The sequence below is a fragment of the Sunxiuqinia rutila genome, from assembly GCF_050589705.1.
GTDB lineage: Bacteria > Bacteroidota > Bacteroidia > Bacteroidales > Prolixibacteraceae > Sunxiuqinia > Sunxiuqinia rutila.
Map to the genome: position 1 here is coordinate 407,429 of NZ_JBNGOT010000002.1, position 14,365 is coordinate 421,793.

Annotated in this window: 10 protein-coding genes, 2 tRNA genes and 1 pseudogene; 4 read left to right on the forward strand and 9 right to left on the reverse strand. The window is 42.0% G+C overall.

Annotated features, from left to right (window positions below):
* The 5 genes from ACRD6K_RS03520 to ACRD6K_RS03540 form a co-directional block, all read right to left on the reverse strand.
* Nucleotides 1-73, reverse strand: a tRNA-Asp gene (locus ACRD6K_RS03520).
* Between the two features lie 182 nt (nt 74-255).
* The gene (locus ACRD6K_RS03525) at nt 256-1,164 is read right to left on the reverse strand and encodes a metallophosphoesterase (RefSeq protein WP_430972101.1); all 909 of its coding nucleotides are present in this window, start codon (nt 1,162-1,164) and stop codon (nt 256-258) included.
* Between the two features lie 158 nt (nt 1,165-1,322).
* A complete protein-coding gene (locus ACRD6K_RS03530; protein WP_430972102.1) occupies nt 1,323-2,612 on the reverse strand; it encodes a galactokinase in 1,290 nt (429 codons plus the stop codon).
* A 20-nt stretch (nt 2,613-2,632) separates the two neighbouring features.
* Nucleotides 2,633-3,685: a UDP-glucose--hexose-1-phosphate uridylyltransferase gene (locus ACRD6K_RS03535; protein WP_430972103.1), complete on the reverse strand. Its 1,053-nt coding sequence runs from the start codon at nt 3,683-3,685 to the stop codon at nt 2,633-2,635.
* Nucleotides 3,686-3,779: 94 nt separating this feature from the next.
* Nucleotides 3,780-4,778: a GntR family transcriptional regulator gene (locus tag ACRD6K_RS03540; RefSeq protein WP_299584541.1), complete on the reverse strand. Its 999-nt coding sequence runs from the start codon at nt 4,776-4,778 to the stop codon at nt 3,780-3,782.
* Nucleotides 4,779-4,895: 117 nt separating this feature from the next.
* Between ACRD6K_RS03540 and ACRD6K_RS03545 the strand changes: the two genes are divergently transcribed.
* The 3 genes from ACRD6K_RS03545 to ACRD6K_RS03555 all read left to right on the forward strand — a co-directional run bounded on the left by ACRD6K_RS03545 (nt 4,896) and on the right by ACRD6K_RS03555 (nt 9,373).
* Entirely contained in the window at nt 4,896-5,945 is a 1,050-nt protein-coding gene (locus ACRD6K_RS03545) for an aldose epimerase family protein (protein ID WP_430972104.1), read from the forward strand.
* Nucleotides 5,946-6,078: 133 nt separating this feature from the next.
* On the forward strand, nt 6,079-7,986 hold the full coding sequence (locus ACRD6K_RS03550; RefSeq protein WP_430972105.1) for an AMP-dependent synthetase/ligase: 1,908 nt from the start codon (nt 6,079-6,081) through the stop codon (nt 7,984-7,986).
* A gap of 661 nt (nt 7,987-8,647) precedes the next feature.
* Entirely contained in the window at nt 8,648-9,373 is a 726-nt protein-coding gene (locus tag ACRD6K_RS03555) for a redoxin domain-containing protein (RefSeq protein ID WP_430972106.1), read from the forward strand.
* 197 nt (nt 9,374-9,570) lie between these two features.
* On the opposite strand, the gene ACRD6K_RS03560 is transcribed toward ACRD6K_RS03555, so the two are convergent.
* The 3 genes from ACRD6K_RS03560 to ACRD6K_RS03570 form a co-directional block, all read right to left on the reverse strand.
* On the reverse strand, nt 9,571-11,211 hold the full coding sequence (locus ACRD6K_RS03560) for a dipeptidyl-peptidase 3 family protein (RefSeq protein WP_430972107.1): 1,641 nt from the start codon (nt 11,209-11,211) through the stop codon (nt 9,571-9,573).
* Nucleotides 11,212-11,475: 264 nt separating this feature from the next.
* The gene (locus tag ACRD6K_RS03565; protein WP_299584553.1) at nt 11,476-11,685 is read right to left on the reverse strand and encodes a (2Fe-2S)-binding protein; all 210 of its coding nucleotides are present in this window, start codon (nt 11,683-11,685) and stop codon (nt 11,476-11,478) included.
* Nucleotides 11,686-11,748: 63 nt separating this feature from the next.
* The gene (locus tag ACRD6K_RS03570) at nt 11,749-12,552 is read right to left on the reverse strand and encodes an HD domain-containing protein (RefSeq protein WP_430972108.1); all 804 of its coding nucleotides are present in this window, start codon (nt 12,550-12,552) and stop codon (nt 11,749-11,751) included.
* Between the two features lie 150 nt (nt 12,553-12,702).
* On the opposite strand from ACRD6K_RS03570, the gene ACRD6K_RS03575 reads away from it, so the two are divergent.
* Nucleotides 12,703-12,774, forward strand: a tRNA-Arg gene (locus tag ACRD6K_RS03575).
* A gap of 245 nt (nt 12,775-13,019) precedes the next feature.
* Here ACRD6K_RS03575 and ACRD6K_RS03580 read toward each other — a convergent pair.
* Nucleotides 13,020-14,142, reverse strand: a pseudogene (locus ACRD6K_RS03580) (IS3 family transposase).
* Nucleotides 14,143-14,365 lie beyond the last annotated feature (223 nt).

The following is a 14,365-nucleotide window of genomic DNA, read 5'->3' on the forward strand; positions in this document are numbered from 1 at the left end:
GGTGACGACGAGACTCGAACTCGCGACCCTCGGCGTGACAGGCCGATATTCTAACCAACTGAACTACGCCACCATTTTATCTTTAGAACCTTGTGATATCCTTTTCTGAAAAGGCTCTGCAAATATATGCTTTCTTTTTTTTCTCTGCAATAGCCAACGGCAAAAAAAATCAAACTTTATTTAACCACTATTTTTTCGTTCTTCGAACACTGAACATATAATGCTTACATCCAAGTTCATAACTCGGGCCAACTTCTACTTAACAATATTTTTAAGAGTTAATTTTTTTTCACCCGACCATCGATAAGCCGTCAATTTTCCGTTCCGACTGATGCAGGAATCCAAACAACACAGGTTTGGCGCAAGAATATTGTCTCCGTTTTTTAAGCAATAGTGCCCAAAAAAAACGATGGGTTGATCCTCATCATAGGGTTTGCGGGCTCCATTCACTTCCGGTGGGATGGTATATGCCGGCAAATCGAAACGACTTTCAAACGATAATTCCTGAAAATTTTTCCCTTGAGGATTGAGCCACCACTTGGATCGGAAGCTCCGATGTGGCTGTCCCTTGTTATCAAAAACCAATAAATCTTTAGGCAATTGAAAATCGATGCCTTTGCAGGTTTGCCAAAAAGCGGTGGAAAGTTCAGAATTGTTTTTACTTATTTTCCTTAGAAAGCTTTTCCGAAGCCGGCCTTCAGTTATGTTTTCCTTTAATAAAGCAATGTTTTTATCCTGCCAACAGGCGTGAACAACTCGAATGCCATCCAGCTCCAGGAACATGGGCAACGATCGCATCCACCTGATATAGCTTCGGTATTCATCCGGAAAGTGTACAAATTCTTCCAGGGTTTGTATTAAAGGCAAGCGGTATTTTAATAAGCGTTTGGCAAAGGGCTTGCCCGCTTTATCTTTTAGTTCGAAAATAATGGCGTTTAATTCATGATTCCCTAGGATGGCCATCGCGCTCCCCGCCTCCACCATACTACGCACTATACTTAAGGTATCACGGATTTGAGGGCCCCGGTTAATAAAATCACCAACAAAAATGGCTTTGCGGCTTTCATGCTTAAAAACACCGCTTTCTTTTTTATAGCCCATTGATTTCAGCAAATCCTTTAAAATACTTGCCTGGCCATGAACATCACCTATAATATCATACATATAAAAGTGGTCTGTTTCGAATGGCAAGTTATTATTTTTATCAAAAAATCAATAGCAATACAGGCAAAAATCCATTGGCTGAATATTCTGATGCCATTATAAAATAAAAGGGCTTGCAAGTTTACTTGCAAGCCCTTCTTCTATATTGTATTATCTTATCAGATATCCAACTTAATTGATCCTTTAGCACGGATGAACAATTTATGGCATTTTCCTTCACCATAAACATGCTCGAGAGTTTTCACATACTCATCCAATTTCTCTTGTGGTACGAAGGCTTGAATAGTTCCTCCAAATCCGCCGCCATGGACACGCCATGCACCGCTTCCTTTCAATACCATTTCACTCAAAGCTAAGGCTACTGAAACAACCTGCTCATCCTTATGCACAATGTCATAAATGTTTTGGTTGTACATGTATGAGCTATAGCCCGATTCAACAACCATTTTCAGGAAAGCTGCAAAGTCGTTGTTCTCCAGAGCTGCCACCTGGTCAACCACGCGCTGGTTGTCTCCCTGGAAGTGGAAGGCACGCAAAATAGCGCGATCGCCTGTTTTCTTGCGGATTTCAGGTAACTTTTCAATGATTTGCTCCAATGAAACTTCACGCAATACACTGGCACCAAGTTCAGCTGCAACTGATTTCATTTCAGTAGGCAACGAAGCATATTCTGCCTGTGAAGCCGGATCATCGTGTCCACCACCAATATCAGTAATAACCAATGAAAAGCCGGTAGAAACAAAGTCAAAATCAACTTCTTTCACAATGGGCTTAGCTGGATCGGCAAAGTCAATGCTAATTAAACCTCCTACCGAACAAGCTGTTTGATCCATCAAACCACAAGGTTTTCCAAAGTAGTTATTTTCAGCCCACTGTCCGATGATGGCATTTTCCACACCACCCATTTTACCATTGTTGAACAAATGGTTCACGATAGCTCCTACCAATACTTCAAACGAAGCAGAAGAGCTCAAGCCTGAGCCTTTGGGTACGCGACCTTCAACGCAAGCGTCGAAACCACCAATTTCATAACCCACTTCTTTCATGCGGGCACAAATTCCACGCACCAAAGATGCAGATGTATAGAATTGCGCTTCGTCGATGCTTAAATCAGAAAGATCAACCTGAAATTCCGGGTAGCCAACAGATTTAATCCGGATAATGTTGCTGTTGTTTTTAGCAGCTACGGCAATATTGTCTAAGTTGACAGCACCGGCCAACACCCGTCCGTGGTTATGGTCGGTGTGGTTTCCACCAATTTCAGTTCGGCCTGGTGAGCTGAACAAGTCAACATCATCCGCACCAAACGTTTTTTCAAATTCGCCCATCAAATCAGCATAACGCGTAGCTTGCTCTTTCAATGTAGCGGCATCTGTTCCATATAATTCCTGAAACAATGGATTGTTTCCACCGTTTATCTTTTCAATTAAAGCATTAATTTTTGTCATAATTTTATTGTCGATTATAGTTATTGATTTGCTTTTTTATAATGTACATCTGATAAGTCGCGCAAACGCTGAGCAGCTTGCTCGGCAGTAATGTCGCGCTGAGGTGTAGCCAGCATTTCATAGCCTACCATGAACTTTTTAACCGTTTCCGAGCGCAATAAAGGCGGGTAAAAGTGCATGTGCAGGTGCCACTCCGGATAATCTTTTCCATCTGTTGGTGCCTGGTGCAAGCCTGCAGAATAAGCAAAGGATGTTTCAAAAAGGTTATCGTATTTTACAGTCAACTGCTTGTAAATATCCGCTAAACCGTCTTTCTCTTCATCGGTTAGTTCAAGGACATTCTGAACCGGACGACGGCTGATGATCATGGTTTCAAACGGCCAAACGGCCCAATAAGGCACCAAGGCTACAAAGTGCTCATTCTGAACAACCAAACGTTCCTCTTTAGCCAATTCAGCATTCAGGTAATCACCGAGCAGTGTTGTTCCGTGTTTCTCAAAATAGGCTTTTTGTGTTTCCGATTCTTTGGCCGGTTCCACCGGAACCGATGATGAAGACCAGATTTGCCCATGTGGGTGCGGGTTGGAGCAGCCCATGATAGCCCCTTTATTTTCAAAAATCTGTACGTAATTAATTTGTTCTTTCTGGCTTAGCTCAGCAAATTGCTCGCCCCAAACATCCACCACCTTGCGGATATCCTTAACTTCCATTTCCGGAATCGTCAAGCTATGGTCTTCGCTAAAGCAAATCACTTTGCAAATCCCACTTTCACTTTTTGCCTGAAAAAGGCTGCCTTCATCAACACCGCCGTCCGGCGTGTCAGTCAAAAGCGCACTAAAATCATTCGTAAAAACAAAGGTTCCTTTATAATCCGGGTTTCTATGCCCGCCAACGCGTTCGTTTCCGGCACATAAGTAGCACGTCGGATCATATTGCGGACGTTCGGCAACAACCGCTTTTTCAACCTGTCCCTGCCACGGTCTTTTTGACCGGTGTGGAGAAACTAAAACCCAATCATTGGTAAGCGGGTTTAACCGTTTGTGTGGATGATCTGTACTGTTAAATTTATTCATTTTCTTTCTTATTAAACCAACTGGTAGGTACTGGTGGGCAAAATTACCGATTATTGCTTTTGCTATCCCTCTTTTTTTTGTGTTTTAAAACACACTAAAGAGAATTTCGACGAATTAATGTTGCGGGATTACTGGTTTGCGCCTTGGAACGCTCCGAAACCATTTGGGCCAATGTTTGTCCCATCAAGTTAAAATCGGTTGAAATCGTTGTAATTCCACCGGCAACCACCTCTTTCAACATGGTGTCATTGAAAGAAACGATTCCAAAATCAACCCCCAAAGTGAACTTATTCTCGGTCGCCATTTTCACCAACCGTACCAAATTTCGGTCGGAAGGAACAAAGTAAGCTTCTCCCTTTTCTATGGGGCGATTGATTAAACTACGAACAATCTCGTAGTTAATCTCATGCTCTTCGCAGTATTTTTTAAAACCAATCATGCGCCCTTCGGGCTCCTTTCCTCCTGGAAAAACCATAACCAGCTTCTTGTATTTTTGAAGTAAATCTTTGCCCGAATCTAAAGCGGCATAAACATCGGCCTCAAAATCCTGGTAAACGACCGGATAATCCTCCAGATCCGCTTTTTTGCGGTCCAGAATATAAACGTTTTCGCGCGGCAAAACCGACAAAATATCCGCTGTAAAATCGAAGGTAGCCGGCATAATAACGTAAGAAGTATAATTTCCGGCAGCTTCCATGATCAGGTCCTTAAAAACCTGAAAATTGAAGTGATGGAAATAAATGTCCACATTCGACTTGATGTCCAGGCTGTTCAAAAACGAGGTATACAAGTCTTCTTTAAACGCATTTAATTCATCAAAAAGCAAAAAAATGCGTTGGTCAACATTCACTTCCGTACTATTTATATAATACCCTTTTCCCGGAATTGAGTTGATAATCCCTTTTGCTTTCAATTCATTAAAAGCGACCATCACCGTATCGCGCGAAAGATCAAACTCATGACAAATCTGATTCAGGGAAGGAATCTTATCTCCAACTTTTAGGTTTCCATTTATAATACCCTGATAAATTGAATTTATTATTTGACGGTATTTTGGAATTCCGAGCGTATCATCAATCTGTATATTCTTCACAAAATATCTTTTGAATTATGGCTAAACGATTCAAAATTACAAATTTTTATCAACCAGTACCTACCAGTCAGTATCATTTATTAAATTTGTAAACTTATCACATAAAATTGAAATGAAATGAAGATAACCAGTAAAGCTTTTGGAAACCTACCTAACGGAACTCAGGCAGAACTTTTTACACTGAGCAACGATGCCGGTGTTGTTATTAAAATTACCAACTACGGAGCAATTATCACCTCTGTTGAAACCCCCGATAAAAACGGAGAAACAAGCAATATTGTTTGTGGTTTTGAGAAGTTGGAAGATTATTTAAGTGATGACTATCTGGGAAACTACCCCTACTTTGGAGCCCTTATTGGGCGTAACGGCAACCGGATTGCAGGGGGGAAATACACCATTGATGGCGTGGAATACACTGGCGCAATTAACAATGGTCCCAACCATTTGCACGGCGGACTGGAAGGCTTTGATAAAAAACTATGGCAAGCCGAAACTTTTACTAACGAAAACGAAGTTGCCTTAAAACTAAGCTACACCAGCGTTGATGGCGAAGAAGGCTACCCGGGAACATTGAAAACCACTTGTATTTATACCTTAAACAACCAAAATGAATTGGGCATAAAATACGAAGCTGAGACCGACAAAAAAACACTAATCAACCTGACCAACCACAGTTATTTTAACCTGACTGGCGGAAAGGAAGATATCAAAAATCATGAGTTGCAGTTGGCAGCCAATAAAATGACCGAAAGTGTTGATCTGATTCCAACAGGACAAATTGTTCCGGTGGAAGGTACACCTTACGATTTCACCAGCACCAAGAAACTAGCGCAAGACTTGGGTCAGCTACCGGAAGGTTATGACCTGAACTATGTGCTGGACAATGAAGAAGGGAAACTCGTATTTGCCGGACGTTTGCAGGAAGCAACTAGCGGCCGTCAGGTTGAAGTGTACACCACCCAGCCCGGCATGCAGGTTTACACCGGATATTGGATTCCGGAATTGACTATTGGTGGTGAGAAAAAATTTGGCAGTTATGCCGGTGTTGCTTTGGAAACACAGCATTATCCGGATGCACCGCACCACGCTAACTTCCCATCTACCGTGTTAGCCCCCAACGAAAAGTACGAACAACAAACGATCTATAAATTTGGAGTTAGCCAGTAAGCCACTCCATAATTGGGCAAAAAACCTCAATATTTTCAGAATATTGAGGTTTTTTTCATAGCTGAAGCAGATCTAAAAAAAATTGTATTTTTGGTTTTTTCAGACAATTAACCGATCCTTAAATTAAACTTGAATGAAAACAATCATTGAGCTTTTTGAGACAAGCGTACAAAACTATGCTGACAACATTTACCTGTGGGAAAAGAAACAAGGCGAATACCAGGGAACAACTTACCGTCAAACCCACGAACAAGTATTGCAATTGGCAGCTGGTTTTCTGGCCATTGGAATCCAAAAAGGCGATCGTATCGGCTTAGTTTCAGAAGGACGCAACCAATGGATCATCAGCGAACTGGGCATGCTGTATGCCGGCGCTGCCAACGTGCCTTTGTCTGTTAAGCTGGATGAAGCCAGCGAGCTAAAGTTCCGTCTCGCCCACTCCGGGGCACGCATGGTGATTGTTTCCAAAGGACAAGCCGCTAAAATAGAGTCCATTCGGGATGAAATCCCCACACTCGAAAAAGTGATTTTCCTGGATGGGAAAGACAATCCGGGAGAAAATGACTTGACTTATGCGGAAATTATTGAAAAAGGAAAAGCATTTTTAAAGAAAAGCCCGGAAAAACTGGAAGCTGTTTACCAAGCCATTCAACCCAACGACCTGGCCAACATTTCCTACACCTCAGGCACCACTGCCGACCCGAAAGGAATTATGCTAACGCACCTCAATTATGCGGCCAACACCATCCAGTCCAATACGCTTATGGACATTACTGAAGACTGGAAAACTCTGGCCTTTCTTCCCTGGGATCATTCCTTTGCCCATACGGCCTGCTTGTATTGCCTGATGTATAACGGAGCCAGCATTGCCTCACTGGAAACAGGGTCAACCCCAATGGAAACCCTGAAGAACATTCCAAAGAATATCAAAGAAATTCAGCCCAACATTTTGATGAGTGTGCCGGCTGTGGCCAAAAACTTTCGCAAAGGCATCGAATCCAGTATCCGGCAAAAGGGAAAAACCATTGAAAGCTTATTCAATCACGCTTTAAAAATAGCTTACAAATACAATGGATATGGCTACGACAAAGGGAAAGGACTGCGCTTTGTTTATAAACCCTTATTAGCCATTTACGATAAAATTCTATTTTCAAAAATCCGGGATGGTTTTGGCGGGCACCTGAAGTTATTCATCGGTGGAGGCGCCCTGCTCGACATTGAGCTGCAACGCTTCTTCTACGCCATAGGCTTACCCATGTGCCAGGGCTACGGACTTTCCGAGGCATCGCCGGTTATCTCTTCCAACGCCTTGCACGCCATAAAATTTGGTTCTTCGGGCAAACCCGTTCAGCATATGGAGTTGAAAATTGTAGATGACGAAGGCCAGGAACTGCCAACCGGTCAAAAAGGCGAAATCATCATTAAAGGAGACAATGTTATGCTGGGTTACTGGAACAACCCGCAAGCCACGGAGGATACCATTCGCGATGGTTGGTTACACACGGGCGACATGGGCTACGTGGATGCCGATGGCTTCCTTTACGTTCTCGGACGCTTTAAAAGTTTGCTGATTGGAAACGATGGCGAAAAATTCAGCCCCGAAGGCATTGAAGAAGCGTTGATTGATCAATCAAAATTCATCGATCAATGCATGCTTTACAACAACCAAAATCCATACACTTCCGGTATGATTGTGCCGAATATCACAGCCATTAACCAGGAACTAAAACACCGGGGAATTACACCGGGAACCGACGAAGGTGATGAAGAAAGCCTGAAAATACTTTCAGCGGAGCTCAATAAATACCGTACCGGAGGGGAATATGAAAGCATGTTTCCGCAGCGCTGGCTGCCGGCAACGGTGGTGATTCTTCCGGAAGCGTTCTCGGAGAAAAACCATTTGCTTAATTCGATGATGAAAATGGTTCGTGGAAAAATCTACGAATACTTTGCCGATGAGCTGGATTTCCTTTACACTCCGGAGGCCAAAAACATGATCAACCCACGTAACCTGAATGCGATTCGTCAATGGAATAACTAAGTTGTCCTCCAACTAAAAAGAAAGTCCACTTAGCCTGATGCCATTTTATCAGCCTGATTGGACTTTCTTTCTTTACAATTCACCCTGTCCTACCCATTCGACCAAACCTTATTCCTTCATTTTACACCAATCCTTTAGCTTTAATTATCCTGCAGTCCAGTAATTTTTATTATCGATAAGTCAAAAATGAACACCTGACGATTGTAATAAAAAAGTCTACTTTACCCCGACAAATCCTATGGAATTCACATATAGATTGATACGTATCTTACCTTTTCGAACACCTCAGTTCTACAATCGACAAAAAGGCAAGAAACTGCCCTTTTAACATTCTTTAGCATTCTTTTTAACTCGAAAATCAAAAGCAAAAAAGAACCTTCTTCTCGCTAGTGAACAGTCAATTACACGCACATGAGAAATCCCAAGTTCAATTAACGGACAAAAAGGTGCGGAAATCACGTATTGCGTTTTGATTTCCTATTGCCGTTTATTTGCCCGTTGTTAACAACTGCACAGCAGGACGATGAATTCTTAGTCCGATACGAACCCGAATATTAAAACAGCTCCCAAGCTGATTCTTTTATTCATATGTCCTCTTCCATACTTTACGTAACAGAAACTCAGTTCATTTTCAAATTAATAGCAAAAAATAGAAACAATTATGAAAACTAGATTAATATTTATGGTACTCGCTGCATGTCTCATCGGTACCGCATACTCTCAGCCCACGAACATTCCTCTCATTGGATCCAAAGCGCCATCATTTACAGCCCAAACAACGAATGGAGAAATGACATTTCCGGATGATTTCGGCAAAAGCTGGAAAATCCTTTTCAGTCACCCCAAGGATTTCACGCCAGTTTGCTCTTCGGAACTTCTGGAACTGGCCTATCTGCAGGATGAATTGGAACAGATGAATGTAAAATTTGCGATCATATCAACCGATAATATTTCGCAACACAACATGTGGAAAGCCCACTTAGAAGAATTGGATTACAAAGGAAGGGGCAAGCAAGCAATCCATTTCCCAATTATTGAAGACCCTTCCAAGAAAGCCTCAAAGACCTATGGCATGCTACACTCGCCCACCAGCACCAGCCGCGATATACGGGGAGTTTACATCATCGATCCTCAGAACATCGTAAGATCCATCAATTTTTACCCTATTGAAGTTGGCCGAAGCATAGTTGAAATCGAACGAACCGTTATTGCACTGCAAACAGCCGATGAAACCAAATTACTGACTCCTGCGAACTGGAATGCAGGTGATGATATGATGGTTCCTCACTACCCTTATACAAAAAGCGATCTGGCGGAGAACCCAGAATTAAAAGATCAATATTACAATGTTGGGGACCGCATGTGGTTCAAGAAAGTCAGAAAATAGCGTTCGCAATTAAAGAGTTCGCGATGCTCTTTAATACGCTAGCAGTTCGTTTAACAGCAGCAGGAAGGGGCTTAAAGCCCCTTCTTCCTTTTTATGCAGCTCTGTTTCATAAAGCATTGCACTCCTTCAGAAACAAAAAAATCCGTTCAGCTGCTATCAACAGCCAAACGGATTTTCATTTCAACAAAAAGATTTCGTTAAAGCCCAAGCACCTCAGGTCCTTGTTCAAAAACAATATCTACCGGTATTCCTGCTTCTCCAATCCGGTCCAAATCAGCTTGCAAGCCTTCGCGAACAAAGCCTTTTTCTTCAATTAACGTTTTGGCTTGGGCATAATCGCCGTCTCCCTGAACTGTTAAAACTAAATCAGACAGGTCAAGCATAGCTTGTTTCATTTTTTCGAAGTTTACTCGATAGGTTCCGCTCGCGGCATCGCGCTCAAATGCCCCTTTTTCCTGGAAATAGTAAAAGCGAATCATATTGGCCTTTCCGTGGGCACTGGCTGCTCCAAAACGTACAGAGCGGAAAATTCCGGCCATGAAAGTGACAAAGTTATCCATCAAATCTTTATCGGTAAACTCACCCTGCTCGTTGAGCTGATACACGGCCCAAAGTCCTAAAATGTCCGCTTTACTTTCTTCAATGGATGTATAGGTTTCTTTCAACGCTTCGCGCACGGTTTGTGTGCCATCAGTCGTGTTGCCCATTCCCAGCCCATGTGCTACTTCATGAAACATGGTATTTTCAAAAAAAGCATCAAACTTCACATGCTGACGTTGATCTTCGGCAATCAACAGATCCGTAATTGGCAATAAAATTTGATCAAACTTAGCTTGCATGGCATTTTTAAGCTGCAATTTACGGCTTCCTTTATCAGCGCGCACCTGCTCATCGTTGGGCAGGTTAATGGCAATTGTTTTGCTTCCGGCATTGCAATCACCCGCGTAATACACCACATCGTAAGCATTCATATCCGAATCCGATCCTGGTGTTTCACTTTTATAAGCCGGCTTACAGGGCAAGGCTTTTTGAAGGTCAGGAAGCAAGGCTGCATATTTTTCCAAACGCTGGCTCCACTCTTTGTCCTTAATCAGGATAAATGCCTCATGGGCAGCTTTATAACCAAACAATTGATCTTCGTAGTTCTCAATAGGGCCAACAATAAAGTCGATGGTATTGGTTTTCATCTCCATCCAAGCCACGTCACTTGCATAATAATCGTCAGTTAATAGCGCTTCAGCCCGCAGCTCCAGGTACTTTTTCAAGCCCGGGTCTTCTGCAAGCTCAGCAGCCTTACGGATAGATTCAACAGCCTGGGCAATTTGCTCCTGAAACGCTTCGTGGAAAGGAATAGCCTGTAGCTTCCCCGCTGCATCACGCCGGATCAGCGTGTACAAACTCGTTTTCGTTGGCTCATCCCAGGCTTCAAACTCTTCTTTTGTCATATCCTTCGGATAGAAATTGGAGCCGGCTGGCTTTTCACCAAAACCTTCCAGGAAAGGCTCATTGGCATTCAGCCGTTCCCAAGGACCGTAGTTAATCTTGATGAATTTCTCCGCTGCAGGATCAGCAGCTTTTGACAATACGGCCTCTTTGTCGCCGAAAGCTTCAACCCAGAAAATTTCGTTCATAATCTTTGCAGCACGAAACAAATGAGGCAACATTTGCTTTTCTTTTTCGGTTAATACCGACAAATCGGTGGTCAGGCGGAATGGCGCAAAAGCATCGGCCTTTTCAGCGAGTTCACTTTTCATGGTTGTGTCTTCCTTGGTTTTGTTGGTGCAAGATGCCAGTCCGACACCGGCTCCTAGTACCAATAAAAAAATCAGTTTTTTCATAGATGTATTATTTCTGTCGTTATTTCATGTTTTTTCAAGCATAAACTGTCAGCAGGCGTTAGGTGCTTTTTCGGAGCACTGCCCGCCCGGTTTTGTTTTCAAGCCCTAAATCTACAAAAATAACGGTGACTAAAGTACAATTTCGTTCTGCTTCCCTACTCCTTCAATGCTCGCCTTCATTTCCGGCATCACCCGGAAACTCCAATTCGCATGCAATAAAAAAATGCATGGGTTTCGCCATGCATTCAATTCGGATTTAATCTTTTAAAATTTCAATTTTTGCTGCGGGTCAGGAACCGCATTCACTTCATGTTCCTGCACCAGCTGATCAATAGTCATCAAACATTTTCCACAACTTGTTCCAGCCCGTGTGGCATATTGAATATCTTCGGTTGAAACCGCTCCTTTCTTTAGGGCGGCTACAATCTCTTTTTCTGAAACCATGTTACAAATACAAACCAATCGATCTCCCATTATCACTCTTCATTTAGCATTTATTCAACTTACACAATGGTATAATCAAATGGTCTCATCCGACTACACCACGAATTTATTCTCAATATAAAGCCGAAGCTCCCGGTAGGCATCAATCACCACGTCCTTCTTTAACATGGATTCGTACAGCTGTTTTATAAGCTGTTTCTCGCTAAGCAACTGAAAGCTCACCCTAAAATTCAAATCAAAAACCATCGACATAAGCATTAGCTTGAAATCGATGACCGATTGCATGTCTTTGCGTTTGGCCTGTTTTTGGTTTTCAATGCTTCGAACAATGTTATCATTAACCATTCCGGTAGACGGAAGGTTTAAACTAATGGCACTGTATTTAAAGTTTCCATCCCGTTTTAGGTTTTTAACGCAAGTTTCCCAGATGTCTAATTTGTCGGCATCGCGCAAAATCTGACTGTACGTTACCACCAGCTTATCTTCCTTCAACGACAGGCTTTCTTTGTTGTGATTTAAAATAGCCTGACAAATCAGGTTTTGATGTTCTTCTGAAAACGCCGAGAAAAACACTTGCTCTTTCAATAGAGCCACGCCTAACTCGGCATGATTACCTGCCACCTGATCATCGAAAGTCTGGTGCTTTTCGAACTGTTCAAACCGGCCTAAATCATGCAGAAGACCAATCACTTCAGCCAGCAAAATATCCTCTTCTTCAAGCATCAGGTTGGTAGCCACCTGCCCACTCAGTTTGGCCACACGCAAGGAGTGTTCCTTCTTCAACATTAATAGGTCAGCGATTTCCTGATTCTCATTCCTCAAAAATCCAGCCGTGTATTTTTCAAAAAAATCACTGGCTGCAATACTGTTTTGTTTCACAAATGATAATTCTTCCATGGTGCTGCAAAAATAGTTCTTTTAGGCATTCTAAAAACCCAATAACCCGCTAGTTTTTCAACAAAAACTCCGAAACATAAAGTTATTTGCAAGTTTTTTCTCAAAATTGTTTTTAAAAAGGATTGTTTTACTATTTTTGCACTCGCTTTTGGCCCCATAGTTCAATGGATAGAATACAAGATTCCGGTTCTTGCGATCTGAGTTCGAATCTCGGTGGGGTCACTTTAATAAACACTAATCCGTTATATTTCAATAATTATAACGGATTTTTTACATCCACACACACTTTTACATACAAATATTGATCTAATCCTACATATTTAATTCTGTTCTCACACATCTAATATTAATTAACAAATTAGACTAATGGCACTGGTGGATATGCAACAAAAAACTGTACGGCTAGTTAAGAGTTACGCTGCTATTCTTTGATAATTATTTAGTTGTTCAAATTCGTTTATTGTCTTTTATCCTAAAGCCGAATGTCTTCTTCTTTTGTTGTACCAGGTTTCAATCCAGCGAAACAGGATTAATTCAGCGTGTTCCTGGTCAACGAATCTCTGGTGATAAACCAGTTCAACTTTAATGGTTTTAAAAAAGCTTTCGGCAACGGCATTATCCCAGCAGTTACCTTTTCTGCTCATGCTTTGGATAACCAACCTCTCACGTCCCAAAAGATTGGTGAAAGAATTGCAGGCATACTGGATCCCACGGTCAGAATGAAAGATTAGTTCATCCATAATCGGACGATTCTTTACAGCCATCCTCCATGCAGAAATACTTGTTTCTTCCGTGCTCATACTTTTGCTCATGGCCCAGCCAATAACTTTACGATCAAATAAATCAATAATGACGGTCAGGTACATCCACCCTTATTTGTTCTGATATAGGTGATATCGGAAACCCAAACCTTTGCTGGAGCCGTAACCGAAAAATCCTGATTTAACAGGTTGGGAGCAGTCGGATAGTTATGCCTGGAGTCTGTTGTTGCCTTGAACTTCCGTTTCCGCTTGGCTTGCAATCCAGCAGTGCTCATGATTCGTGCCATGCGTGGTCGTGACACCCTGTGTCCTAGAGAACGAAGTTCCTCGGTCATCCGTGGGCTTCCATAGCTTTGACCACTATTCTGAAAAATCCGTTTAATTTCTACCAATAACTTTTGGTTTTCATTCCAACGACCAGAGTCTCCGTTCTGAAGCCAGTTGTAATAACCGATTTTACTTATTTTAAATACTTTACACATCATCTCGATAGAAAACCGATTGCGGTGATCACTTATAAACTGGTAGATTTCCCATCGTTCACGGAGAAGATGCTGATTGCCTTTTTTAGGATATCTCGTTCCATCCTCGCTTCTCGAAGCTCTTTCTGCAAGCGAGCATTTTCCCGCTCCAAATCCGTCATCTTCGGGTTCCCATAACCTGGAAAACTATTGTCTTTATATTGACTAAATTCCTTACGCCATCGATAGAGCAATGCTCGGTCGATCCCCAGTTCATCTGCAATCTCACTGGCGTTGCCTCTAGCATAGGATAATTCCACTGCCTTTTTCTTAAATTCTTTGTCAAACTTCTTTCTCATAGGACTCATAATGTAGGTAAATAAATTATACTTAACCTACCGTCCAGTCAAATGTAGCAGTTCCAGATTGGGGTTCTTAAATAAAAACGGATTAGCACAGAATGACTATGCCAGAAAGAAATAAATTAATAAAAGGAACCTGTTACAATTTAAGTTGTTCTTCTGTTTTCAGTATTCATAAAATGCAAAACTGCCTCATAATTTTTAATCTAAAAGTTCGACATTTTCCCGC

Bases quoted from the DNA above. Each gene is read 5' to 3' on its own strand.
- ACRD6K_RS03555 (WP_430972106.1), top strand. From the start codon at position 8,648: ATGAAAACTAGATTAATATTTATGGTACTCGCTGCATGTCTCATCGGT.
- ACRD6K_RS03570 (WP_430972108.1), bottom strand. From the start codon at position 12,552: ATGGAAGAATTATCATTTGTGAAACAAAACAGTATTGCAGCCAGTGAT.
- ACRD6K_RS03535 (WP_430972103.1), bottom strand. From the start codon at position 3,685: ATGAATAAATTTAACAGTACAGATCATCCACACAAACGGTTAAACCCG.
- ACRD6K_RS03550 (WP_430972105.1), top strand. From the start codon at position 6,079: ATGAAAACAATCATTGAGCTTTTTGAGACAAGCGTACAAAACTATGCT.
- ACRD6K_RS03560 (WP_430972107.1), bottom strand. From the start codon at position 11,211: ATGAAAAAACTGATTTTTTTATTGGTACTAGGAGCCGGTGTCGGACTG.
- ACRD6K_RS03530 (WP_430972102.1), bottom strand. From the start codon at position 2,612: ATGACAAAAATTAATGCTTTAATTGAAAAGATAAACGGTGGAAACAAT.
- ACRD6K_RS03545 (WP_430972104.1), top strand. From the start codon at position 4,896: ATGAAGATAACCAGTAAAGCTTTTGGAAACCTACCTAACGGAACTCAG.
- ACRD6K_RS03525 (WP_430972101.1), bottom strand. From the start codon at position 1,164: ATGTATGATATTATAGGTGATGTTCATGGCCAGGCAAGTATTTTAAAG.
- ACRD6K_RS03565 (WP_299584553.1), bottom strand. From the start codon at position 11,685: ATGGGAGATCGATTGGTTTGTATTTGTAACATGGTTTCAGAAAAAGAG.